The sequence below is a fragment of the Egbenema bharatensis FJBBOT/2019 genome (assembly GCF_048077055.1).
Taxonomy (GTDB): Bacteria; Cyanobacteriota; Cyanobacteriia; order Elainellales; family Elainellaceae; genus Egbenema; species Egbenema bharatensis.
Window position 1 is genome coordinate 265,001 of sequence record NZ_CP182236.1, and the last position, 26,197, is coordinate 291,197.

The 26,197-nt window shown below is 51.4% G+C and carries 16 protein-coding genes and 1 pseudogene (1 of these 17 only partly in view); 5 read left to right on the forward strand and 12 right to left on the reverse strand.

The window, feature by feature from the left end:
• From aroC to ACM1PF_RS01235, 5 genes are all read right to left on the reverse strand, one after another.
• Positions 1–970, reverse strand: the 5' portion of a protein-coding gene (gene aroC / locus ACM1PF_RS01215) for a chorismate synthase (protein ID WP_416671699.1). It extends 125 nt beyond the left edge of the window; the window shows 970 of its 1,095 coding nt (coding positions 1–970); its start codon is at positions 968–970; its stop codon lies beyond the left edge, outside the window.
• Between the two features lie 143 nt (positions 971–1,113).
• Positions 1,114–1,350, reverse strand: coding sequence for a hypothetical protein (locus ACM1PF_RS01220; RefSeq protein WP_416671701.1), 237 nt, complete (start codon positions 1,348–1,350; stop codon positions 1,114–1,116).
• Positions 1,351–1,376: 26 nt separating this feature from the next.
• On the reverse strand, positions 1,377–2,003 hold the full coding sequence (locus ACM1PF_RS01225; RefSeq protein ID WP_416671703.1) for a carbohydrate ABC transporter permease: 627 nt from the start codon (positions 2,001–2,003) through the stop codon (positions 1,377–1,379).
• Positions 2,004–2,154: 151 nt separating this feature from the next.
• Positions 2,155–3,489: a carbohydrate ABC transporter permease gene (locus ACM1PF_RS01230; protein ID WP_416671706.1), complete on the reverse strand. Its 1,335-nt coding sequence runs from the start codon at positions 3,487–3,489 to the stop codon at positions 2,155–2,157.
• Positions 3,490–3,732: 243 nt separating this feature from the next.
• Complete coding sequence (locus tag ACM1PF_RS01235) at positions 3,733–5,175, reverse strand: extracellular solute-binding protein (protein ID WP_416671708.1); 1,443 nt, start codon at positions 5,173–5,175, stop codon at positions 3,733–3,735.
• A gap of 344 nt (positions 5,176–5,519) precedes the next feature.
• Here ACM1PF_RS01235 and ACM1PF_RS01240 point away from each other — a divergent pair, with 344 nt between their 5' ends.
• Positions 5,520–6,668 (forward strand): ABC transporter ATP-binding protein, encoded by a 1,149-nt coding sequence (locus ACM1PF_RS01240; RefSeq protein ID WP_416671711.1) that lies wholly within the window; start codon positions 5,520–5,522, stop codon positions 6,666–6,668.
• 10 nt (positions 6,669–6,678) lie between these two features.
• Here the strand turns inward: ACM1PF_RS01240 and ACM1PF_RS01245 are convergent, their stop codons facing one another.
• The 5 genes and pseudogenes from ACM1PF_RS01245 to psbA all read right to left on the reverse strand — a co-directional run bounded on the left by ACM1PF_RS01245 (position 6,679) and on the right by psbA (position 13,327).
• Positions 6,679–7,695 (reverse strand): S-layer homology domain-containing protein, encoded by a 1,017-nt coding sequence (locus ACM1PF_RS01245; protein ID WP_416671713.1) that lies wholly within the window; start codon positions 7,693–7,695, stop codon positions 6,679–6,681.
• Positions 7,696–8,026: 331 nt separating this feature from the next.
• A pseudogene (locus tag ACM1PF_RS01250) lies at positions 8,027–10,314 on the reverse strand (bifunctional metallophosphatase/5'-nucleotidase).
• Between the two features lie 261 nt (positions 10,315–10,575).
• Positions 10,576–10,980, reverse strand: coding sequence for a bactofilin family protein (locus ACM1PF_RS01255; RefSeq protein ID WP_416671715.1), 405 nt, complete (start codon positions 10,978–10,980; stop codon positions 10,576–10,578).
• Positions 10,981–11,033: 53 nt separating this feature from the next.
• Complete coding sequence (locus tag ACM1PF_RS01260) at positions 11,034–12,086, reverse strand: M23 family metallopeptidase (protein ID WP_416671717.1); 1,053 nt, start codon at positions 12,084–12,086, stop codon at positions 11,034–11,036.
• Positions 12,087–12,244: 158 nt separating this feature from the next.
• Positions 12,245–13,327, reverse strand: a complete 1,083-nt coding sequence (gene psbA, locus ACM1PF_RS01265; protein WP_416671719.1) for a photosystem II q(b) protein — start codon at positions 13,325–13,327, stop codon at positions 12,245–12,247.
• Positions 13,328–13,930: 603 nt separating this feature from the next.
• Between psbA and ACM1PF_RS01270 the strand changes: the two genes are divergently transcribed.
• The 4 genes from ACM1PF_RS01270 (at position 13,931) to ACM1PF_RS01285 (ending at position 20,882) form a co-directional block, all read left to right on the forward strand.
• Positions 13,931–15,355 (forward strand): aminopeptidase P N-terminal domain-containing protein, encoded by a 1,425-nt coding sequence (locus ACM1PF_RS01270; RefSeq protein WP_416676529.1) that lies wholly within the window; start codon positions 13,931–13,933, stop codon positions 15,353–15,355.
• A 93-nt stretch (positions 15,356–15,448) separates the two neighbouring features.
• On the forward strand, positions 15,449–16,612 hold the full coding sequence (locus ACM1PF_RS01275) for a GGDEF domain-containing response regulator (protein WP_416671720.1): 1,164 nt from the start codon (positions 15,449–15,451) through the stop codon (positions 16,610–16,612).
• Positions 16,613–16,650: 38 nt separating this feature from the next.
• Positions 16,651–18,762, forward strand: a complete 2,112-nt coding sequence (locus tag ACM1PF_RS01280) for a GAF domain-containing protein (RefSeq protein WP_416671722.1) — start codon at positions 16,651–16,653, stop codon at positions 18,760–18,762.
• Positions 18,675–20,882: a response regulator gene (locus ACM1PF_RS01285; protein ID WP_416671724.1), complete on the forward strand. Its 2,208-nt coding sequence runs from the start codon at positions 18,675–18,677 to the stop codon at positions 20,880–20,882. Before ACM1PF_RS01280 ends, ACM1PF_RS01285 begins: the two co-directional genes overlap by 88 nt.
• On the opposite strand, the gene ACM1PF_RS01290 is transcribed toward ACM1PF_RS01285, so the two are convergent.
• Together ACM1PF_RS01290 and ACM1PF_RS01295 are read right to left on the reverse strand one after the other, a co-directional pair.
• The gene (locus ACM1PF_RS01290) at positions 20,826–24,824 is read right to left on the reverse strand and encodes a translocation/assembly module TamB domain-containing protein (RefSeq protein ID WP_416671727.1); all 3,999 of its coding nucleotides are present in this window, start codon (positions 24,822–24,824) and stop codon (positions 20,826–20,828) included. The genes ACM1PF_RS01285 and ACM1PF_RS01290 overlap by 57 nt on opposite strands.
• Complete coding sequence (locus ACM1PF_RS01295; protein WP_416671729.1) at positions 24,806–25,816, reverse strand: hypothetical protein; 1,011 nt, start codon at positions 25,814–25,816, stop codon at positions 24,806–24,808. The genes ACM1PF_RS01290 and ACM1PF_RS01295 overlap by 19 nt, the downstream gene beginning before the upstream one ends.
• Positions 25,817–26,197: the final 381 nt, after the last annotated feature.

A 26,197-nucleotide genomic window follows, 5' to 3' on the forward strand; every position in this document is an offset into this window, starting at 1 on the left:
CAGCTAATACGGTTTCTTCCCCAGCTTTATTAACCGTTCGCTGTTCTTTGCGAATGGTGGCAGTCGGTTTGAAGGCTGCCCGGATGATGATGGATTCACCGTTAGAAATACCACCCTGGATGCCGCCCGATCGATTCGTGACGGTGCGGATGTTGCCGTGTTCATCGGTATAAAATTCGTCGTTGTGTTCGCTGCCTGTGAGCACGGTTCCGGCAAAGCCAGAGCCAATTTCAAAGCCTTTACTAGCTGGGAGGGACATTACGCCTTTGGCTAAATCTGCCTCTAACTTATCGAAAACGGGGATTCCCAAGCCTTTTGGCACATTGCGGGCGACGCATTCTACTACACCGCCCACCGAATCACCCGATCGCCCAATTTGCTCAATCAGTTCAATCATGCGATCGGCACAGTCACTATCGGGGCAGCGCACAATATTGCTTTCCACTTGCTCCAGGGTGACGGTTTCTGGGTCAACCATTCCTTCTAAGTCTTTAATTCGCTTCACGTAGCCAATAATTTCCACCCCAGCGACCTGCTTCAGGATTTTTTTGGCAATGGCTCCGGCTGCTACTCGCCCGATCGTTTCTCTGGCTGAAGACCGCCCGCCCCCCTGCCAGTTGCGAATGCCATACTTTGCATCGTAGGTGGCATCAGCGTGAGATGGACGATACTTTTGCGCCATCTCGTCATAGTCTTGGGAGCGAGCGTCTTTGTTACGAACCAGGATGGCGATCGGCGTTCCCAGGGTTTTGCCTTCAAACACGCCAGAAAGAATTTCACACTGGTCGGCTTCTTTGCGCGGCGTAGTAATCTTGCTCTGCCCCGGACGACGGCGATCGAGTTCAAATTGAATTTCTTCAGCAGAAATCTCTAACCGGGGTGGGCATCCATCCACAATTACACCCACGCCGCCACCGTGCGACTCACCAAACGTAGTGATGCGAAACAGATGTCCAAATGTGTTACCCATAGCGATATCGAATGTGTAGGATTCCTCATCTTATCAAGAATGCGATTTCTCCCTCCGCTAGAACGTTTAAACAAACAGCCGTTCCACTGCAACCTGAATTTCTGGAAAGGCAAGGCACCTTGCCTGCCAGGAGGACGATCGCCCTATTTGTCTCGCGTAATTTGAAAGCCACTCATGAACTGCTTTTGCAGCAAGATAAATACTAGCAACGGCGGAATGCTGGCCAGCACAGCCCCCATCATCAGCGGCCCGTAGGCAATGCCCGTATCTCCAGCATTTTGCAGGCTGCCAAGTCCGACCTGCACCACCTGCAATCGCTCACTGCGGATAATCAGCACGGGCCAGAGGTACATATTCCAGACATAGACAAACTGAATCACCGCCAAAGCCCCGATCGCATTCCAGCTCAGGGGTAAGAGAATGCGCCAGAGGAAGGTGAGGGTCCGGATCCGTCAAGTTGGGCGGCTTCGGAAAGTTCGGCGGGCAGGTTGGCGAAATGCTGGCGGAACAGGAAGGCCCCGGTGGCACTGGCGAGGAAAGGAACCGTGAGGGCAGACAAACTATCGCCCCAGCGCAACCCACCCGCCACCAAGCGAAACAGGGAAATGGTTAACAGTTCAGTTGGCATCATCAAGGTTAGCAGCACAAACCCAAACACCAACCACTTTCCCGGAAACCGAAAATAGACAAAGGCTAGCCCCGCCAGCAGCGAAAGCATGGTTTTGCCGATGGTGATAATCACTGCCTGAATGGTGCTGTTAATCATGTATTGCCCCAGATTGCGGGATACCATTGCAATCCAGAAATTTCTGGCGATCGAGGTTCCGGGGGTGAACTGGAAGGTGACAACTTCAGCGTTGCTCTGGGTGCTGACCAGCATGGCATACAGTAAGGGTAAGCAAACCAACAGGCAAGCAATCCACAGCAGTAGATGAATGTGCCAATTTTTGGGGAGCCAATGTCGCTTTGGGGAGGGGCGATCGGATAGGGGTAGGGGGTTTTGTTGGGTTTGGGGTGGATCGATCAGCTTCATGGAATGGGATGGGGTTTAGGACTGGGCGGGCAAGATGCCCACCCCACAAGAGGGTTTGGGACAAGGTGTGTGATACCAATTTAATGAGCAGAAATTGCAACCCCCGGTAGGGGCGTACTGCTGTGCGCCCTCTTACAAGAGGGTTTGGGGTTTAGGCGTTGTAGGTGACGCGGCGACCGCTGGTGCGGAATTGCAAAATCGTGAGACCAATCACCATGATGAACAGGACGATCGATTGGGCAGCGGCTCTGCCTAAATCTCGATCGGCGCGAATCCCGACGCGAATGATTTCGTAAATGGCAACCGATGTGGCTCCATTGGGCCCGCCTCGTGTCAGGTAGTCGATCGTGCCGTAGATCTCGAAGAAGGTGTAAGTCAGGTTGGTGATGATCAGGAAAAAGGTGATGGGGGAAAGGGCAGGTAAAACGACGGTGCGGAAGCGTTGCCAGCGGTTGGCTCCATCCAGGGTGGCAGCTTCCATTAAATCTTTAGGGACGGTTTGTAATCCGGCGATGTAGAACAAAATGTTGTAGCCCAACTGCTTCCAGATGCTGGCCAGGATTAAAACCGATCGCGCTAATCCAGCATGGGTGAGCCAGGGCAGTCGGGGTAGGTTAAACCAGGTGTCCAGGATGTGATTGGCGACTCCCGCCACCGGGTTGAACATGATGGCAAAAATGATTCCGGCAACCGCAGGGGAAATGGCGTATGACCAGACCAGCAAAGTGCGGTAAATTCCGGCTCCCCGAATGGGCTGATAAACTAACACCGATAGAGCCAGGGAAATTGCCAATCCCAAGACGACAGTGATCCCAGAGATCAAAATTGTATTGAAGAAAATTAGGCGATAGTAGTCGCTCCACAGCCCCATAATCAGGAAGTAAAGCGCGATGATTGCAGCAACCCAAACCGATCGCCGTACCCACCGATAGATTGCCGAATCAGAACTGCGATCGCCCCAAAGATACAACCCGATTCCCCCCAGTCCTACGATCAGGAACAGAATAATCTCCGGCAGGGAATAGCTTGGGGCAATCATTTCCGTAAAGTTTCGCACACAGACAAACTGCGTCCGGGGAGTGCTGAGGCGAGCCAGCCGAGTGGCCAGACTGAAGGTATCGAGAGCCGGATAGTAGATAAAAACCAGCAGAATCAGTAAGGTTGGAGCCAGTAGCAGCAACGGCACTAACCAGGGCAGCTTGAAATTTCCCTGTGTCCCACTATCAGCAATCTGCTCCACCTCCCCCTGCCACCACAGTCGTAAAAACCACTGTACGATCGCCACCCCAATCACCGCACCCACCAACACCAAAAACACGCCAAACCCCACATCCAACGCCGATCGCCCTGCTTCAAAGGTGCAAAAGCCCAAGGGCAGCATCAAGAGCAATCCTCCCCCCACCCCTGCCGCTACACCGACTAAACTACCAAGCATTCCCGATCGCTTCATTTTGCGAAAGGCGATCGTCATGTAAGTGGCTCCCATGAGGCCAATGAGTGCGAAGAGAAGAATAGGAATTGACGGAGCCATAGGGCAGTGCGGGGAGTTAGAGAGATGTTGCACTGGGCAGGCAAGATGCCCACCCCACAGGAGGTTAGGTTTAGTTCACTGGGCGGGCAAGAAGCCTACCCCACGAGAGGTTAGATTCACTGGGCAGGCGAGATGCTTACCCCACACGAGGTTAGGTTTACTGGGCGGACAAGATGCCCACCCCACAAGAGGTTGAGCTTACTCTTCCTGGAGGGCGTTGTAGTCTTCCAGGAGGCGGTTGGCTTGTTGGTTGGCGGATTCCAGCGCGGAGTCTACGTCTTGTCCCTGGTTGACCAGGAGGCTTTCAGCAGTGGTGGTGACAACATCGCGGATAGCGACAAAGTTTCCGACGAGAACCCCCAACGTTGCTGGAGTGGTTTCTGATTCTGCAAGCTGATCGCTGGCGACTTTACTATTGGGGTTTTCGTCATACCAACCTTCCCTTTCTAAGAGTTCGATCGCCCCATCGGTAATCGGAATATAGCCTGTGACTTTGTGCCAGTCGGCTGCGTTTTCGGGATTGTTCAGCCAGTTCATGAACATCAGAGCCCCAGTTTCGGTTTCTGCTTCCAGCCCATTCAATAGCCAGAGGGTAGCACCACCGATAACATTGCCGCTCCGACCCACAGCCTGGTTGTAGGGCATAAAGCTGGCAACTACATCAAAACCCGCTTCCGCACCGGATTCTGTAATGGCGGTGGTGTCTGAGCTACTGGTGAGCAGGAAAGCGACTTGTTGAGACAGAAAAGCATTATTCGTGCCATCCCAATCACGTTGCGATCCGGTGTAAACGTAGTAATTTTGATCGTTTAGCTCCTTCCACCAGGTCATGAAGTTGGTCATGCCGTCGCTATTCAGAAAAACTTCTGTAGCGCGTCCTTCCCGCCCGTTTTCTTCGTTCGCCAGCAATTCATCCTGTTGAGCCATTGCCTGTTCCACAATCCAACTGTGATTGGGCCAGGTGATGCAGTTGGCAGGTGCCTCAGGCAGGGCGAGAATCTGTTCACAGGCTTGCTCCACTTCCTCCCAGGTAGCAGGCGGTTCCTCAATTCCAGCCGCCTCCAGCATATCGGCATTGCTAAACAGAATGGTAGACGAAGTGTTCCAGGGCATAGACTGAAACTCGCCATCAATGGTGTAGTAATTACGCGGCGCACTGACCACATCATTGAGGATCACCGGCACCCCGTTGATCTCCGATCGCCCATCGATCGCCTGGGCCACCGACTTTACTAACGGTTCACCCTGGGGAGTCACTGCATCCCGAATTTCCTGGGTCGCCGCCTCAAAAAAGTGCATGATTGCTGGCGGATTTCCCTGTTCCGATGCCAGCAGTGCCGAGTCAAACAGCGTTTCGTAATCCGGATAGCCTTCCACCGTTACTTCAAATTCGGGGTATTGCTGGTTAAACTCAGCCGCCTTTTCCCTTGCCCAGTCCAGCCGATAGTCGGTAAAAGCAATCCACATTTGAATGGGAGTTGCCCCAGTCTGAGGATTTGCCGCTTGCTCAGTTCCACCTTCCGGAGCGGTTGCGGTTGCAGCAGTTTCGGGCGATCGACACGCCTGCGTAGTGAATGAAACTGCGATTAGAGCAGCCGTAATGCTTAGAATATTGCGTCTCAAAAAACGATAATTTTTCATTGCCACTCTTAGAATCAAATGAGAAAAATCAATACCACAACCAATTCAATTTGCGTGTAACTCATCATGCTCAAAGCAGATAAAGCGCACAGCCTCACCGGATTGATCCTTTCACGGCATCATTAAGGTATGTTTATATAGGGTTTAAGGTTAGCGATCGTTCACGTTATGGAATATTAAAGTGATTAAAAGCGAAAATTATGCGTTAATTTTTCAGCACTTCATAATTCGCCTATCCTGCTTTGTGATATCTTTCGTTATGATATCTTTCCTTACAGTGCCACAGATTATTCCTGGTATTTTGTAGAGTGGGCATCGCCCCCAGTTATTCAACCCAGCACAACATGTCTAGTGTCACCTTTGAGCAAGTTAGCAAACGCTATGGTCATTCGATCGCCGTCAAAGATTTGAATTTAGCGATTGAAGACGGAGAATTTTTAGTGTTAGTAGGGCCGTCAGGATGCGGTAAAACGACCTCGTTAAGGATGCTGGCAGGCCTGGAAGAAATTAGCCAGGGCAATCTTTATATCAACGGCAAGCGGATGAATGACATTCCGGCGCGGGAACGAGACATTGCGATGGTGTTTCAATCCTACGCGCTGTATCCCCATATGTCGGTGTTTGAAAATATGGCCTTTAGTTTGGAATTGCAAAAGGTGCCCAAGGCTGAGATTAAGAAGCGCATCACCAGCGCAGCCCAACAGCTAGAAATTGAATCCTTACTCGATCGCAAACCCCGTCAGCTTTCCGGTGGGCAACGGCAAAGGGTGGCAGTCGGACGGGCGATCGTCCGGAATCCAGCAGTGTTTTTGATGGATGAACCGTTATCTAACCTGGATGCGAAACTGCGGGTACAGGCACGAGCAGAGTTAAGCAAGCTCCACCGCAAGCTGGGCACTACCTTCGTTTACGTCACCCACGATCAGGTAGAGGCGATGACGCTGGGAACGCGGATTGCAGTCATGAACCAGGGAATTTTGCAACAGGTTGGCACACCGCAAACGCTCTATAACGAACCCAGAAATACTTTTGTCGCGGGTTTTATGGGTAGCCCAGCGATGAACTTTTTGCCTGCAAGATTAGTAGAACAAGATGGACAACTGACCGTAATTGGGAATACCTTTACGCTGACTGTTCCCCCTGACCAACGATCGCCCTACGCACCATACCGGGATCGGCCAGTTATCTTCGGCATCCGTCCTGAAAACCTGCACGTTCCTGGCTTTGTTCCGCCCGGAATTCAGCCTTTACCTTTTAAGGCAACCGTATCGGTGATTGAAATGATGGGGAATGAATTGGTACTTTATTTGACCACAGCCGATCGCCAGGAGTTCAATAGCCAGGAACCCGCCAGCCAGGAATCTACCAGCCAGGAATTAATCGCCAGAGTTGACCCTCGCGCCCCATTACAGATAGGCGAGACTGTAGAAATGGTTATGGATATCAGTCGCTTCTACTTGTTTGATCCAGGTAGCGGCGATCGACTGGGTTAAGTCAATACCATTACTCAGCTTGATCAGCTTGATTCGCCTGGGCTTGTTCGAGTTCACGCGGCTGCACAATATAATTAGTGGCTGCCATATCCTCAGATAATGGCTCGACTCGTCCCTGATTCACCATCGCCTGATGCACAAAAGCGGCAACTGAGCCTCGTGTTGTTTCCCCGTTTGGATTCAAAATTTGGGGATCAGGATGATTCACCACCATGCCTGCCTTCGTAGCATTAGCAATCCGATCGACTGCATATTGAGGAATCTGATCGGCATCGGCATAGTATTCATCAACAATGACGGATACGGGTCGATCTGGATCTGCACCCGCCGCAGTAACCCCTGGATCCGGATCATCTCCGATTTGAGTGGCGATCGCCCTTGGGACATTCACCAGGGGTTCAAGCAGATAGGTCATTGCCAGGGGAAAGGGAAACGGATGAGCCACCTGACGACGCTCAGGTTCAGCAGCAGCAACGAGTTCTGTAGCAGGCTCTAAGTCCAGATTATCGGCCAACGCCACGATCGCCTCTGCCCTGGAGACTGGTTGATTCGGTCGGAAAAAGCCACCCGGGTAACCCTGCATGAATCCCATCTCATAGGCTTCTTCGATCGCAGGAGCCGCCCAATAATCAGCCGGAACATCTTGATAAACCTCACCGCTGGCAATTTCTCGCACCGTTTCTTGGCTAAAGGCTTGACGAACCACAGCGGCAAATTCATCCCGGTTCACCGGATTTTCGGGTCTAAAGGTGCCATCTAAATAGCCTGTGACGATACCTTGTTCCGCTAAAGGTTGAATAAATGGCTGTGCCCAGTGACCTTCGGTATCTGGAAAGCTAGCGGTTTGATTTTGCGCCGCTTCATTCTGCGCCGCTTCATTCTGCGCCACTTCACTCTGCGCTATTTCATCGGGAGCAGCCGTAACTGAGCGTGAACCAGGGAAGGTTAAAGCTCCGAGTAACCCTGTTGTCAATCCTAATGACAATACGACTCTATGGGCAACCAACCAACGAGATAGCCTAGACATTATCTTTCTCCGTAATACCGTTCCTCTCTTTTGTCTTCACCTTATCGGATGATGCTCCCAGATTCTTCTATCAATCGGTATAAGAACGTCATGTAAGAGTAAACACAACTTACAGCCCCTTGCCGTTGCATATACCACTCTCAATTCCCGACTTCCGGCTCTCGACTCCCGATTCCTGATTCACCATGCTGAGGCTTACTCAATCAACAACAGCTCTAAAAAACGGGGGACAGAGCCAGGAAATTCCCACTCCGTCACCCCGATCGCTTCACAGGATGAAAGCTACACGAAAGCTATATGAAAGCTATATGAAAGCCACAACAGTAGAACACTACAAGCTCACCGAAATCGTCAGATCACCGATCGTAATTTCACCCGTTGGCAGTCCTTCAAAACCCAATAAGTTGCCGTTTGCTAAGAGCGGAGTGAGTTCGCCGAGGTTGACATTGGGCAACGAGAAATCAACTGTAGGATGATTCAGATGAATCCGCTGCCCCCCAATCACCAACGATGGGGAGACATCGCCTAGCTCAATCTCTGCACCTTCCAGGAAATGGGTAAATCGATCGAGTGCCACTTCACCATTCAGTGAAACTCGAACACTTACCGTATTGCCAACCGGATCACCCATATCCGTATCCTCTCCGGGCACTTCCGGCATATCGCCAATGACATCTCCTGGCGTTTCGGGCGCATCGACAACCGTTAGCACTGTATCTTCACGGAAGGCGAGATTTTGAATGCGGGTATCTCCGGCAAAGTCCACATCTTCCACATCAAACGGCGTTTCACTGAAGTTAGCCGCCAAATACTCCGCTAAGGCATCCTGTTCTGAGCCGTCTGGAGCAAACGTCGCTACTCCCGTGCGGCTAGCCGGATCAGGATTGGCTGATGACTCAGTCACCAGATCTACTCGATCGCGCTCTGGGAAGGGATAACCATCGCCACCACTTGCCAGAAAGTTAAGCGTTACCGTGCGGAAGGTGCGATCGGGATCGCCAATCAGTTCCCCATTTTCGACGACGACATCTGCAATGTTGCCCTCATCATCCAAAATCGCCAGAGACTGAACCCGGCTACCGGCTGGAAGGGTGGCATCGTAGCTAAAGGCAAAGCCACTGATTTGGGGGAAACGACCAGGGGTTGCACCAGGAGCCGTTGCAGCCACACCATGTTCTGCGATCGCCACCAGTTCTTCAGCCGTCAGCGTCAGCAGGGTCAGTCCATTGTTAAACCGCAGAGCGTTGGAGATATCTAGCTGGGAAATATCGCCCTCTTCTTTGCCCGCCACCGGATTAGCCTGGGGAGGAAGCCGCAACACATCTTCTTCAGTCGTGGAGCCTGCGGGGAAGGTCAATACACCGATATTATCCCGGATACCCCCTCCATTTTTGATGGAGATCACGGTTTCTGGATCATAGGTCTTGGCGATCGCCAGATTCGCATCAGCCGTCAGGTTCCCCAGGTTGGTTTCTTGCGTCCGCACACTGCTACGAGTCCCGTTGAGGAAAACCGAAGTTTTGCCAAACAAGTTACCATCCTGATCAATGATCACCTCCCGTAATGCCTCGACGATCGCAATGATTTCTGCATCGGGAACGCCATTCACCGCTAAAACCCCGGCATCGTCTGTCGCGTAGGCTCCGCTAATCGTGGGATCAATGCTGTCGGGAATAATGATGCCATTTTCGTCAAAGTCAACCACCAGCCGACCGACATACTTGTAGTTGGCATCGGTATTCACCACCGCCACCGGATTACCCTCGGCATCAGTTTGCAAAATGGGATAGGGCCCTCCGCCTCTTCCCCCGGACGCAGACGGTTTGTTTCATTAGCCAACCGAGTATCTGAGCCACCCGCCACGATGATATCCACATCGCGCAGGAGTTCTGCCAACTGTAATTCGATCGCCAACTGCTGCATATGCGCCAGCAGAATCACCTTGTTGATATCCGGGTTATTGGTCAGCAAGGAATCTACAGAAGTTTGAATTTCAGTCGCCAGGGCCGCAATATCATCGGGGTTACTATCATCAAATGATTCGGGGAGAACCGTGACACCCCCCGGAGAGGAAATGGTCGGCAAGGTCGGAGTCGTGGCCCCCACAATCCCAATCCGCTCACCGTTCACCGTGATGATGGTGTTTCCAGCAATCCCACCCGGAATTTCACTCGCCTCCTGCCCGTCTTCAACCACTAAATCTGCCAGAGCAGCATCGGTGCTGAAGTCTAAGTTGGCACTCAGGTAGGGGAATAATGCCCCTGGATAGCCATCTTCTTCATCGGCTTGCAGCAACGATGCAACCACATCTGTCCCTAGATCAAATTCGTGGTTGCCAAAGCCGATCGCCTGAAACCCTAACAGGTTTTGAATCAAAATATCGGCTCGTCCCTGAAACCCAAACGCCGTATCACTGGCAAAGAAAAATGGGCTGGGAATATAAGCATCCCCAGAGGACAGAATCAGCGTATTGGGAAAATCTGGCTCACCGTCGCCACTAAGATCTTGATCTTTCAGCGCGTTCAACACGGCAGAGAAGCGGGGAGCATCGTCTAAAGCTGGAACACCGGCTTCCTGATCCGCCGCATGGAGAAGCTGAAGTGTAAAAACCATGAGAATTTACCGTATGGTGTGAACAATCCGTAAACTGACGAACGATCGCCACTCCATACGATTTCATAGTCAGGTTAAGTGCCCTCTAAGACGGCATTAAATCTCAGTAAGAATATGGATCATAGATTAAATAACTAGTGCAACATTTTACTTCGCGGACTGGGCGGGCAAGACTTCGGGCCTCGGCGTGAGCTCAGTCGAACGCTCAGTCGAGCCGTCGAAACGCTGCCCACCCCACAAGAATTCCAGAGTATTAACTTCGCATGCCTAACTCAACGGCTCATCACGGCTAACCAATTCTGGATAGGCAGAACTCGCAAGGGGCAGAGCCTTGACATCGGTTGTAGCAATGTGTCCGACATAAAACGCGCCCGCTTCAATATCCAGAGATTGGGCAGTGACATCTCCTTCCAAACGAGCCGTTCGACTCAACGTTAGCCGACCCTCAGCAATGACTTTTGATTTAATTACCCCGTGCACAATGATGTTATTGGCCCGCAGTTCTGGCCCTTCTACCAACCCAGTTTGGGAAATTTCCATATCTCCCTGCACTTCCACCGTGCCATGAATCACTCCATCCACACGCAAGTTCCCTTCTACATTCAAGTCACCCCGAAATTCGCTGGTAGCACTAAGATAAGTCAACGAGTGAGTCTGGTTACGCTTGAACATTATTTAATCCTTTACGAACGGTTGCGCCTTGAAAGAGGGTTCAATCAGTCTAATCAATCCAGATACTTTTGCGGATCTACCGCTTGGCCATTTTGGAACACAGTGTAGTGCAAATGTGGCCCACTCGACCGACCTGTATTTCCTAAATAGCCAATGACCTGATTGCGATCGATCGATTCCCCTACCTTCACCCGAATATCTGACAGGTGAGCATATAGCGTTTGATAACCGTAGCCATGATCGACCACGACATAGTTACCATACCCAGGTTCCCACTCCGCCTTGTCAACCCGTCCAGCAGCCGTTACATAAATTGGTGATCCATAGGCTGCAACAAAATCCATGCCCTCATGAAATTCATAGCCCCAGCCAAATGGATTGGAGCGCAAACCAAACCGTGACGTAATTTCCGTATCTCTCGCCCGTAATGGCCGTCCCTTTGGCTTGGCTTCCTCTCGCACGATAATTTCTGCCAGGGCAGGTTCTACCTCTCCCTGCACCTCTTGAACTAGCGCAGGTAGCTTTGAACGCGCCAGGGCCAGCAAATCTTCAGCTGCCGCCCCCCCGACTCCCCGACGAGACTGATCCGATTGCTTTTTGCTGAACCATTCCGGTTCGTCATCCTCTCCCCGAAAGTCAAAATCATTAGCATCGGGTTCATCCCGGTTCCAATGGCGATCGGGCAAAATTTCTGCATCGATCGCATTGCGGTTGAGAAAACCTTCCTCCGGTTCTCCCAATTCCTCATACTCATTCCCATTAGACTCATTAACCCCGTCGAACTCGTTGAACTCCCGCTCTGCCATGCCCGCCCGTTCTTGCAGCGTGGTAATAGTGGTTTCCAGAGACTCCAACTGTTCAAGAATTTCAGCCGCTTCCTCCGTCAGTTTCAGGTTTCTGCGGTTCAGTTGGCTGTTGCGATGCACAAAGGAGAACACCAGTGCGATAACCGCCACCAGGGGCAAACCAACGGCCAACGTCATCGCAATAGGGCGGAATGCTATCACGACTGGACTCCTACCTTCACGGGCAATCCATACGGTGTAATGCTTTGAGCTGCGACGCTTCAAACCTTGCTTTCGCATCATGCGCCGATTTGTCTTCATGCGCTAACTTGATTGATCCCCGATTGGAGAATGACACACTTTGTCAGGCTGGGTCAAGCCCCAAACCTCAACAAAACAAAGCGATCCCCGCTATAGGGATCGCTTGTGAGTTTACAGAATCAGGACGCTTTTATCAATCCCCTGATCTGTTAAACCAATTAACCGTTGATGCTGGGAGCCGTGATTGCCACCGGAGTTGCCTCACCTGCTGCCAGGTCAAGGGGGAAGTTGTGAGCATTCCGCTCGTGCATCACTTCCATCCCCAGGTTGGCGCGGTTCAGAACATCGGCCCAGGTATTGATCACATGGCCCTGGCTATCCAAAATGGACTGGTTGAAGTTGAACCCGTTCAGGTTGAACGCCATGGTGCTGATACCCAGAGCGGTGAACCAGATACAAACCACCGGCCAAGCACCCAGGAAGAAGTGCAGAGAGCGGGAGTTGTTGAAGCTGGCGTATTGGAAGATCAACCGACCAAAGTAGCCGTGGGCAGCCACAATGTTGTAGGTTTCTTCCTCTTGACCAAACTTGTAGCCATAGTTCTGGGATTCGTTCTCAGTCGTTTCCCGCACCAGCGAGGAAGTTACAAGAGAACCGTGCATTGCACTAAACAACGAACCACCGAACACACCTGCCACACCTAACATATGGAACGGGTGCATCAGAATGTTGTGCTCTGCCTGGAACACGAACATGAAGTTGAAGGTTCCAGAGATGCCCAGCGGCATTCCATCGGAGAAGCTACCTTGTCCGATCGGGTAGATCAGGAATACAGAAGTAGCGGCTGCCAGAGGAGCAGAGTAAGCCACGCAGATCCAGGGACGCATGCCCAGACGGTAGCTCAGTTCCCACTGCCGCCCCATGTAGGCGAAGATGCCAATCAAGAAGTGGAAGACAACGAGCTGGTAAGGGCCACCGTTGTAGAGCCACTCATCCAGAGAAGCCGCTTCCCAAATGGGGTAGAGGTGTAGACCGATCGCATTGGAAGATGGCACAACAGCACCAGAGATGATGTTGTTACCGTAGATCAGCGAACCTGCTACAGGCTCACGAATCCCGTCAATGTCAACGGGAGGAGCTGCAACAAAGGCGATGATGAAACAGATGGTTGCGGTGAGTAAGCAAGGGATCATCAAAACACCAAACCAGCCGACATAAAGACGGTTGTTGGTGCTGGTGATCCAATCGCAAAACCGCTCCCACAGACTTGCGCTTTCGCGACGCTGAAAGGTAGTGGTCATAATGATTGCTTTCGTTACGAAACTATTGATTAGAGTTGAGATGTATGAAGCAAGACTAGGCTTGCTTGCCCTAACTATAGAAGGATCTCTGATTTTCTCCAACAATTAGTGACGTATTGTGATTTTATTTAATCAACTTTTGTAAATGAATTTTCCTCAAATAAATTAAACTTGTTTTGCGTTATCTGTACCCAAAAACCGATCGCTTTCAGGTTAGTTAGAAGGCTTGTTCTGTAATTCTTTCGTCACTTTCCACCCCCTCACCGGACTTGTTCACTCTTGATTACATAGTACTCAATAATTAATTTAAACAAGTTAATGTTTAGTCTGTATTAAACAAGGGAGGTTGAGTGCAACCCTATTTCTGCAACACAGCCTTACTTAACTTAATCTAAGTTAATCGATCGTCGTAAAATATAGTTTTGTAAAGGAGGTTTCCAGGGCTTTGATTTGAGCGGTTCTGCTGGTTGTCCGCTCCAAATCGGTTCTCCCGGAATGATGGTGGGAACCGTAGTACAGGCTTCCAGCCTACGTGGGCAAGATGCTCGCCCTATGGATGAAGTGAGTAGGATGATAGAAACGACTTCTGCCCCCTCTGCTTCTATGCAAACTCATTCCTCCTCGAACGCCTCAGTCCCGGACGCTGAAATCTCGGATGCTGCAATTCGATCGCTGCCGCAAACCCTACGTCACCGCCGCCAGCAGTTAGCCCAACAATGTTCTGCGCCAATAATTTTTTGGTCAGGCAACCCCCACTCCCGAAATTTTCCGGCAAACACCTATCCCTTTCGAGCCAGTAGCCATTTTCTTTACTTTGCTGGGCTGCCGCTCCAAAATGCTGCCATTCGCCTGGAATCGGGTCGGCTGGAGCTATTTATGGACGATCCAACCTCCGCCAGCATCCTCTGGCATGGGGCATCCCCCAGCCGATCGCAGATTGCCGAGACGATCGGAGCCGATGCCGATTATCCACTGTATCGCCTCAAGTCCTTTACTGAGCATGCCGCCACCATTCCCGTCCAGGATGCTGCCACTCGCCTCCAGCAGTCGCAGTTACTCAGCCGCATGATGACTCCAGCCAACGGATTGCAGGGGATAGATCTAGATCTGGCAAAGGCGATCGTCCATTTGCGGTTAATCCACGATCCGGCAGCCCTGGCAGAAATTCGGCAGGCCGCAGCAGTCACGGTCAAAGCCCATGAAGCAGGGATGGCCACGACCCGAACAGCAAGCACAGAAGCAGGGGTGCGCGCCGCAATGGAGCAGGTGATCCTCTCCCACACCATGACCTGTGCCTATAGCAGTATTGTGACTGTCCATGGGGAAGTCCTACATAACGATCGCTATCCCAATCCGCTCCAGTCCGGAGATTTGCTGTTAGCTGATGTGGGGGCAGAAGCCGAGACTGGTTGGGCTGCCGATGTGACGCGCACCTGGCCCGTATCGGGCAGATTTTCACCCACTCAGCGGGATATTTATGAGGTGGTGAAAACGGCCCACGATGTTTGTATTGATCAGGCCCATCCTGGCGTGGAGTATAGAGATTTGCACCTGAGGGCAGCCACCGTTCTGGCCGCTGGACTGGTGGACTTGGGCATTCTCCGTGGACGGGCTGAAGACCTGGTGGACATGGATGCCCACGCCCTGTTTTTCCCGCATGGCATCGGGCATCTCCTGGGGTTGGATGTCCATGATATGGAAGACCTGGGGGATTTAGCTGGCTATGCCCCCGGACGCAGCCGCAGCGATCGCTTTGGGTTGGGCTATCTCCGCCTCGATCGCCCCCTTGCGCCTGGAATGGTCGTCACGATCGAACCAGGATTTTATCAAGTACCCGCCATTCTGAATGATCCCGATCGTCGCGCCAAATATCAGGACGTGGTGAACTGGGAACGGTTAGCTGCTTTTAGTGATGTTCGGGGCATTCGGATTGAAGACGATATCTTGATCACACCGACTAATGCCGAAATCTTAACAGCGGCCTTGCCCACAGACCGGGAAGCGATCGAGACGATCACACAAGGGTAAGGTTTAAATCACACTTTGGGTAGGCTTAAAGATAGGCAAGTAGAGTTCTATCGCAAAGTCCTCGTGAAGGTAGGTTGCGAACTGCCTCTACCCGTGGATTCCTCATCCGGCCATTGTGGTAGTAGCGTCGATCTATCAGCCTGTCTCAACGTTAACCTATATCAAGCCATCTCCCCTCTGCCACATCCATCTGTCGCCCACGGAATTTATCGCCTCATGGAAAACCTTCCTCCTAGAGAAGTTGTTAAAGCCAATATTCTGGTCGTGGATGACACCCTGGCAAATGTGCAACTACTCAGCCATATGCTAGCGGAGTATGGCTACAAAGTGCGCAAAGTCTTGAGTGGGCCCATGGCTCTGATGGGAATTCAGACGGCTCCTCCTGATTTGATCATTCTAGATGTCAATATGCCGGAGATGAACGGCTACGAAGTGTGCCAGCAAATTAAGGCGAATGAAGCGACTCAAAATATTCCAGTGATCTTCATCAGTGCCCTGGACGAAGTCACCGATAAGATCAAAGCCTTTGCAGCCGGGGGGGTGGATTATATTACAAAACCCTTTCAGGTTGCTGAAGTACTGGTGCGCGTTGAACATCAACTAATGTTGCGCGATTTACAGCAACAGTTACGGGAACAAAATGTTTTATTACAAAGAAAAATTTATGAACACGAACGTACGTTACACGAGTTAGAGCAAGCAAAAGCGGCACTTCAAGAAGCAAATTTTGAACTTCAACGGTTGGCGATCGTAGATGACTTAACCCAGGTCGCCAATCGACGGCACTTTTATCATCACCTGACTCAAGAATGGCAGCGACTCATGCGAGAACAGGCAACTTTGTCCCTGCTCCTATGCGATGTAGATCATTTCAAGCTCTATAACGATGCCTATGGACATCAGGCAGGCGATCGCTGCCTCCAGCAAGTTGCCCAGGCAATCCAGTCGGCGGCGCAGCGGCCCTCTGATCTGGTGGCTCGCTATGGTGGGGAAGAATTTGCCGTGATTTTACCGGCTACTCAAATCGAGGGAGCGATCTACATTGCTCAGAAAATGCAGGCGAACCTGCGGCAAAAACAGATGGTTCACCCCCACTCATCAGTCGGAGATTTTGTCACCCTTAGCATTGGTATTGCCTGGACGATCCCCAGCGCGACTCAATCTCCAGATCATCTCGTTGCTATGGCCGACCAGTCCCTTTATGCAGCTAAAAAGCAGGGGCGAGACTGCATTGTTTTAGGAAACGAATTGCTTTAAAACACAAGGTTTACTGTAGTGCCAGGAGTATGATGAACATGCCAGATGATACTCTACCAGATGATACTCTATCCGATCGTTCCAGTCGCTCAGGTGATGGGCACTCAGAGCCAGGGCCTCAGGCGGAGACCAATCCAGGTCTAGATCTAGATTTATCGCTCAACTCAGATCCCGGTTCAGATCTCGATTCAAACCCCGATTCAGATCCCGATTCAGATCCTCAGTCAGCCGATCGTTTCAGGGCAGATTCAGCTATCTGCGTCAGCCATGCTGCCTTTCAAGCCCTGAGGCAAGAGGTGGCAGCCGTCTGTCAGCGGGTTGCTCAGTTGGAAGATACCGGATCTCAACTGGTTCAACTCGCTCGACAAAAAACCTTGTTTAGCGTAGTTAGCAAAATTCGGGCCTCGCTGGACATTGAAACCATCTTTCAAGCTACGGCAACGGAAGTCCGACAGCTTCTAAAAGCCGATCGCGTCGGCATTTTTCGATTCAATCCGGCATCCGGCTATAGTGAAGGGCAATTTGTCGCAGAGGATGTACTGCCCAGTTATACCTCTGTTCTGAGGGCCAAAATTAACGATCACTGTTTTGGCGAAAATCACGCCCTTTACTACCAGCGGGGACGAGTTTGGGCTGCAAATGATATTTATGCTGCCAACTTACTCAGTTGCCATGTAGAAATTCTAGAACGGTTCCAGGTCAAAGCCAATCTAATCGTACCGCTCTTACAGGGGGATGACCTGTGGGGATTACTATGCGTTCACCAATGCGCAAATTCCCGTCAATGGCAGGGATCAGAAATTGAGTTTGTCATGCAGATTGCGGTTCATCTGGGCATTGCCCTCCAGCAGGCCGAACTCCTGGCTAAGGCAGAACGGCGATCGTCGGTGTTGCAAACAACCCTGGAATCCCAACTGCGCCAGCGGGCCGAAGAACTATCACTCGAAGCAGAACGCGAACGCACAGTAAACCGGATCATCGATCGGATTCGCCAAACATTAGACATTGAAACCATTTTTGATGCAACTACCCAGGAAGTTCGGAATATTCTAGATTGTGATCGGGTCGTGGTCTATCAATTTTCCTCAGAACTCCACAATCATCCCGTTGCAGAATCCCATCGGGGGGGAATTGTCAGCCCCCAGGATACGATCGGCAGCATTTGGGCGGATGTCTTTCCAGCCCCCCAACCTGATGTCGTGGTGGTGGAAGATATTCAGCATATTGTGTTACCACCCAACCATCGACAGGCTCTAGAGGCATCTCATATTCAGGCCTATGTCGTCATCCCGGTCTTTGTTGGCGAAACTCGTTGGGGACTGCTGACTGCCTCCCAAACCATTGCCCATCGCTGGGAACCGGGAGAAATTAGCTTACTTTCACAAATTGCCAATCAGTTGGGGATTGCCCTCCAGCAGGCCGAATCGATTAAAGAGCTACAAATTCGCTCGGAACAACTGGCCAGAGCGGTTGAACGGGAAAAGTCCGTTGCAACTATCATTGATAAAATTCGTCGATCCCTCGATATTCAAACCATTTTTCAGACTACCACCCAGGAAGTTCGATCGTTGCTCAAGGTCGATCGGGTTTGCATCTATCGGTTTAACCCCGATTGGAGTGGTGAGTTTGTGGTGGAATCGGTGGCAGAGGGCTGGCGATCCCTGTTGCAGGTTCAGCAGGATGTCCCAACCCTCCAGGAAAACATTAGTGCCTGTAGCGTCCAAAATCTGGCACATCCAGAGTTTAACGACAGTTACTTGCAGGAGCATCAAGGTGGGGACTTTGCCAGGGGGCAAACCTTTCGAGTCTGCAACAACATTTACGAAGCCAATTTTTCCGACTGCTACCTGCGACTGCTCGAACAGTGCCAGGCCAAAGCTTATGCCATCATTGCCATCTATCGTGGTCAACGGCTGTGGGGATTGTTAGCCGTCTATCAAAACTCCCAACCCTATCAGTGGCACGAAGATGATATCCAGTTTTTATTGCAGATTAGTGATCACCTGGGGGTTGCAATTCAGCAGGCTGAACTCCTGGTCGGGCCGAGCAGCGATCGACTGTTTTGCAGAGTTACCTGGAGGCCCAACTGCGTCAACGCGCCGAGGAACTTGCCCTGGAAGCAGAACGGGAACGGGCGATCGCCCAGGTGATTGAAAAGATTCGTCAAACGTTAGATATTGCAACTATTTTTCAAACCACTGCAACAGAAGTCCGGCAACTGCTCAACGCCGATCGGGTGGCCATGTTTCAGTTTCAGCCTGGATCTGACTACAACAAAGGTCAAATTGTGGCCGAAGCAGTCTTACCTGGATTTGCGGCCGCCCTGGGAGCTGCCGTTGAAGATCACTGTTTTGGCTCTCAATATGCTGCGACTTACCAACAGCGACGAATTTATGCGATCGACAACGTAGAAACCGCCAAACTAAAAGCGTGCTATCTAGAAACGCTCCGTCGATTTCAAGTCAAAGCTAATCTGGTCGCGCCCTTGTTAAAGGGAGATTCCCTTTGGGGACTGTTGTGCATCCATCAATGCTCTGCCCCCAGACACTGGCAGGAGAAAGAAATTGAATTTGTCACCCATATCGCCAGTCAGTTGGGCGTTGGACTACAGCAAGCTGAACTACTAGCCCAGGCGCGTCAACAGTCGGCTGAACTGCAAGTGGCTAAAGAAGCAGCCGATGCTGCCAACCGGGCAAAAAGCGAGTTTCTGGCCAAAATCAGTCATGAATTAAGAACTCCCCTCAATGCCATTTTAGGATTTACACAACTCTTAATTAAAGATAAATCCTTGAAGCCAGAACAGCGAAACTATATCGACATTATTAACCGTAGCGGAGAACATCTTCTGACTTTGATTAATGATGTTTTAGAAATGTCTAAGATTGAAGCAGGACGAGTAACCCTGAACGAATCAAGCTTTGATCTTTACCGTCTTTTAGATAGTCTGGAAGATATGCTACGCCTCAAGGCCCAATCGAAGGAATTAGAACTAGTTTTCGATCGCACCTCCAATGTTCCCCGATATATTTACACCGATGAAAGCAAATTGCGTCAGGTTTTAATTAATTTGCTGGGGAATGCCATCAAATTTACCCAACAAGGGCGTGTGATTCTACGGGTCAATCAAGCCTCTGGCTCCTTTCCAGGAATCCATGCCGAAGAACAACCCCAAAACTCCTTACTTTTCCCGACTTACCCCACTCCACTCCTCCACTTCGCGGTTGAAGACACTGGATCTGGCATCGCCACCCGTGAACTCGAACGGCTCTTTGAAGCTTTTGTTCAGGCGGAATCTGGACGACGTTCCCACGAAGGTACTGGCTTAGGTTTACCCATCAGTCGGCAGTTTGTCCGATTGATGGGGGGAGAAATCACTGTCACCAGCACCGTGGGGGTTGGTTCTACCTTCCACTTCCAGATCCCTTTAAAAGGAGTAGAATCTGCTATTTTGCCATCTCAGCAGATGAGTCAGCGGGTGGTTGAATTGGCTCCTAATCAGCCCACCTACCGCATTTTAGTTGTGGAGGATAAACCAGAGAATCGGCAACTGCTGGTGAAATTGTTGATGGATGTCGGTCTGTCAGTTCGAGAAGCTACCGATGGACAGGAGGCGATCGAAATTTGGGAAAGTTGGCAGCCGCACTTGATCTGGATGGATATTCAAATGCCAGGAATGAGTGGTTGTGAAGCCACCCAACAAATCCGTCAGCGAGAACAAATTCGCAGAACTCAATCGCCTGATGCCGCGCCGGACTGTATCGTGATTGCCTTGACCGCCCATGCCTTTGAAGAAAGCCGGGAGGAGGTACTGGCGGCTGGATGTGATGATTGTGTCACCAAACCATTTCGAGAGGAAATTCTGTTTGCCAAAATGGTGCAGCACCTTGGCACCACCTTTATCTATGAGCAGCTCCACGAACACCGACGAGAGCCATCTCCCCTCTCTGCGACCAATACCGATGTCTTTATCACCGAATTTAATACCATGCCTTCAGACTGGCGCAATCTTCTGTATCAGTCCGCTGCCCAGGTGGATGATGAACTGATCCTACAGCTCATCGCTCGCATTCCTGATCCTGACTCAGAACTGGCGATCGTCCTCACTTACTGGGCCAGCCGCCTCCGCTTCGACAAAATTATTGAAGCGATCGAACTGGCCAAGAATTACAAGAATGAAAGACATGAGCAGGGTTATCCCGCTTATTTTTACCCCCTAAAATCTTGTCTCAAACTCCAGAATCGCTTGCCCATCTCCACGAGTATTAGTTGAACCTCTAACGGTGAATTCATCGTTTAAGCGGTAGCGGACGTTGAAGCGGGTTGGTTCTTCCACTGTCAATAGTTGCAGAATCGAAACCGATAAATCCCGGGTGATATCAAATCCCACTTCTGCCCCCAGGGCCAGTGTTGAAGTGCGTTCATTTTCAGAAAGCACGTTCGTGGGAAAGAGTCGGAAATCGGTCAATCCAGTCGCATCGCTAATCAAATTTTGTAAGCCTGTAAGCAGCGTTGCACCCGCAATATTCGCCAGGGCCAGGGTTCCGCCATCCCCCAGAGTACTGGCAAAATTACCGCCTATCAAGGCGACCAATTCAGACTCCGATCGCCGGGGTGTGCTAGTTAACTCCAGGTTGTTGTAAATCTGACTGGCCAGACCCATGACGCTGGCCTGGACGCGGATCGTCTGCAACGCACCGTATTCCCAGGCAGGCGTTTCCGCAATTTCGGCCGTCGTCAGGGGTGAAACCTGGGCGATCGGCGCACGAGTCACTTCCGGGACAGAGGCCACAAGCTGGACATCCAGGAAAGGATCAAACCCCCGTTCCGCTGAAAATTCTGCGATGTTTTCGTAGTCTCGATCGAGATAAAACTGCGTCGTAAACAGGTTCACCTGTCCCGCTCGAATGAAGACCGTACCATCTGGGCGCAGATCATCCGGTGTGCCGCTGATGAACAAATCACCATTAATCAGAAAGTTGAAGAATGGGCTAACAACCCGCAGCCGATCGCCCAAGACAATTCTCAGGTCTTCTAACTCTGGAGGACTGACTAAACCAGGTTCAAATGCCGCAGGCGTTGCCTCAGCCGTACCGGGTGTTTGAGCGGCATCAGGAATAGAAATCTCACCATTTTGCAGAACAATATCACCGCTGATCACAGGAGCCAGAGCCGTTCCCGCCAGAATCACCTGACCATTCACCCCACCATCATATAAGTCTTCAAGCTCCAGTTCGACATTTTGTAATCTGACTGTCAGGGGTGGCTCTTCTCCAGGATCACGCGGATCGAGCGGTGTAAGGAGAGGCAAGGTTCCGGCAGCAACCACTTGTCCATCGCTAAACTGTCCTTGAAGAGTGTCTACACGAATGCGATCGCCACTAAACAAAATATTCCCAGAAACATTCGTAATATCCTCTGGCAGAGCCTGGGCAGAGAAGCGAGCATTGTCAAACACTGCTTGGCCTGTGGTGGTTAGAGACTCTACCTGGGGTTGGGTTTCAGTCGTGTCCAGCCTTCCCCGTGCCTGGAGTTGCACATTTCCGGTTCCGCCCCCCCATGCCACCTGATCCGTAAACAACGTCACCAGTGCCAGACCCTCATTGCGAATGTCTAGATCAAGACTAAAATCATTACTGGCAGGCACCTCAGCCATAAAGGGAAAACTGTAGGGAATGCTGGCAGTAAACTCCAGAATATTTTCCTCTGGATCAACATCCCCTCTGACCCGACTATCCACATTAAGTCGCGCATCGTTGTAACCAAACAATGCCCTGAGGGGTGGAGCCGTCACATTATTAATGGTCAGATCATCCAGCAAAACTTCGCCAACCAACTGAGGATTATTGATACTACCCGTTAAGAAAGCATTGGCATTTAAAACGCCCGTTTCCACATCCAGCGGCAGCCGCACCAATTCCTGCAAGGGTTCTACGGGAATATTTTGAGCAATCAACTGTCCCGATTGTTCTTCACCTCCCACCTGTCCGGTAAACCGCAGCAACGATTCATCCGACTGAAGCAGCAAGGGGCGCAACGTCAGAATACTATCAGCAAAGTTGCCCAGAGCTACCACCTGATTCACCTGATATTCTCCCCAGACCCAGTCCTGCCCCCGCAGGTCAAAATCAAACTGTGGTCCCGTTTGCGGCGAGAACGCGATATTAATTTCTCCAGCAAAGGCCCCGCTTAAGGTGGCTAATTCTGGCAAGATCATCGCTTCTTCCCGTGCAGCCACCTGCTGTCCATACAGCGCACGCACTTCTGAGTAACGACGCAGTTGATTCAGCAAGGTGCGATCGGGCATTCCCACCTCAAAGGGCAGCACATCCGCCGCCTGACCATACACGGGTGGAGCAACCCGCCCCAGATCCGCTAACTGAAACCACTGGAGGGCATCAAAAATATCCTCGACTCTGCCTGGAGCGGCCGTAATGGTTCCCTGAAGTTGGGGATCTGCCCCCGGTGCAAAGTTACCTGCCAGCAGGTAAATGCTACCTCCCCGCCGCAGTTCTCCATCCTCCAGTACGCCCACCCCGTCAATGTAGCGGAATCGTCCAGTAATAAAATCTGCCGTGATGTAGTCCAGGGAGGGTTCCGTTACAGCAAACTCTCCCACAACCCTTGGATTGGCCAGATCTGCAATATTGGCATCAAAACTGCCATCCAAGCGACCGCCGATCGCCCCCAGTCCCAGTTCTGCCGCTGGAGCCAGGTTGAGTGCCTGTAATGGGAAATTGGTTAAAGTCGCCAAGAGTCGATCGCCGATTCCCCTACCTTCTGCAATAGCATCTCCCTGCTGCACAAAGAAAGAAACCGGACGGTTCTGATCATCCAGCACCACCGCAATTCGGTCTTGAGTTCCAACTAGATCCAGATCTAACCCCTGATCACTGAATTGAACACTGCCCGTCAGCACTGGCTCAAAAGCAAGCTGATTAACGACAAAGTCGTACAGTCCCACCTGTCCAGCCACATTGGGAGCTTCTGGCGTTCCGGTGACGCGCCCCGCAAAATCGATCGCTCCGGCAAGCTGAACAGCCTCCGGTGGGGCAACGGGCAGATCCGTCAGGGCATAGTCTCGCAGTTGCACATTTAAGTCTAAATTGGCAATTCCTGGAGCCGCTCCTTCCAGCACAACCCCCACAAATCCATCGGCATCAAACCCCGGAGCGGTCGCCTGAAGCACCTGAATCCCATCCCCCACCCAGCGCACCGAGGCCGTAAGGGGTTCTGTAATAATGGCTAATCCTTCCGAGAAAGTAACATCCCCCTCCGCCTGAATCGCCGCCGGACTCAAATCATCCAGACTACCAGCAAGCTGAAACTGGCCACTGAACAAACCGCGCAGGTCAGGAGAAAACTGGCTGAGTTCTACCCCTGAACCATCCACCGTGGCCTGCCATTGTCCCTGGGAAATTAATCCCTCCCCTCGCACAATGCCTCCCGCCACCAGCAGTACCGTATCCTGGAAGCGAATCGTATCGCCTGCGATCGCCACCTGCCCCCGTCCCGGATAGGTTCCCTGAGGAGCCTCCCACTGAGCCAGAACCTGGGTCGCTCCAAAATCTGCCACCGAGCCAACCACCTGGGCTGTCGCATCCACGTTACCAATGACCAGATTAGGCTGGGTCAATCCATAGGCTTGGGCAATAGCATCTCCAGGCAAATTACTCCCCTGAAGATCAAACTCCAGCTCGCCTCCTTCACCCAACTGCACAGTTCCTGCACCGCTAATCAACCCTCCATCCAGCGGCAAAGCCTGGATGTCATTAAACACGATCGCCGTGGGAGTGATCGTGAACTGAGTAGAGGCAGTGCTAAACAACACGCGATCGATCTGCACCAGATCGGTATTCTCAGCAAAGGCATTCACAATCGGAGCATCGATCGCCCCTGTAACATTTAGCTCACTGCGGAACACCCCCGACAGTTCCACCGGCAGGTTTTCTTCTTCCACATCAAAGGTACTCAGGAGCGCACTGGCCGTCACCTCTGGAACCTGAACGTCAATCGCGTATCCATCTAACAAATGCAGTCCGCCACCCACCCTGGCATCAATATCACCATAGCGGCCCTGAGTATTTTGAAACGTGAGTCGCTGGCCGCGAAACTGAATTCGGCCATTGGCCTGGGTAAAGGGTTGGGGCAGGGCTGCCAAACGAGCGACCGCATTGCGAAAATCAACGGTTCCATTTAAAAGCAACTGCGACACAAAATCGTTGGCCGGGCTTGATCCGGTGCGTCAGTAGTTTCGTTAGTAGTTTCGTTGGCAGTTTCTCCGGGGGTTTCTCCTTCCCCTTGTAAAATCGGAAACTGCACATTCAGATCGGTATCCAGCAAACCCGCTCGCAACTGCAAGGGTAGCGGCAACAGCAGTCCAATGTCTGCCGCCAGGAGATCCTGACTGTTGACTTGAAGAACGACCTCCCGATCGCGCAGGTTAGCCTGTCCCTCTACATTTAAATTGCCTCCTGTCTCCGGTTCCCCAGTTAGATCAAAGGAAATGAGCTGATTATCCTCCCGGAAGGTGACATCCGCATCAACGTTACGAATGGCAATCACGGGAGTAATTGGCGTTTCCGAGGCAGTAGCTTCTGCATCAGAATCAGGACGTTCTTCAGTTTCAGGCGCAATCCCCACCTGGGGCGGAATCTCAACTTCGGGTTCATCGGCAACCGGTTCCACATAGGGAGCTAGTTCCAGCAGTCCTTCTCTAACCCGCAGGGTATCTAGCTCAATGCGAACCACTGGATCAGTTTCTTCCTGTTCCTGGATGCGCGTACTGATCCACAATCCATCTTCATCCTGCTCCAGATAAATGGTGGGACGCTCCAGGGTGACATCCAGACTCAGGGTGCGATCGAAAATTGCCTGAAGCGGATTGAACTGGACATGAACGCTGGGCACAACCACCCGATCGGGGTCATCCTCCGTCGGCGGAACATTGGACTCACCAAACCGCAGGCTGGTCAGTGATACCCCTTCAATCGGGCCAATTTCAACGGGGCGATCGAACAACGTAGATAGGTTTTCTGCGACCAGCGGCCCAAGTTCGTCATAAACGAATCGCCAAACCCACCATCCTCCTGCGGCCAACCCAACCAGTAAAATGCTACCCACTGCGGAACCCACCCATATCAGCCGCGATCGTCGGGAATTTGAACGAGGTTCCGGTTCTTGTCCTGAATTTTGAGAATTCGTCATGGCTCCTTTACGGTCTTGTCTGACGACTATCTGACGACTATCTGATACCTGATCACTAAAAACAGTACTCTTCCTAACCAGGCGTGAATGGCATTACGTATCGTTCAACTAAGGGATAAAGCTGGGTCAGTCAAAAACGTCCCCTAACAGAATACACTCCATCGGATTGGATGGCCTGTGCTCCCAAAAAGCATCCTTCAGATGATTTGAGTCAAACCACTGTAATCCTGCTGTAATTCTGCTGCAATCCTTTGTATCCCTGCGATCGACTATCCTGACGGTCTGATGGAGCGATCGGATGGATGGCAGGGTTGAATGATTCAGAGCTGTCTTGTCTGGGGTTACAGACAACTTTTCAGCACAAGCCCTAAATATAAAACC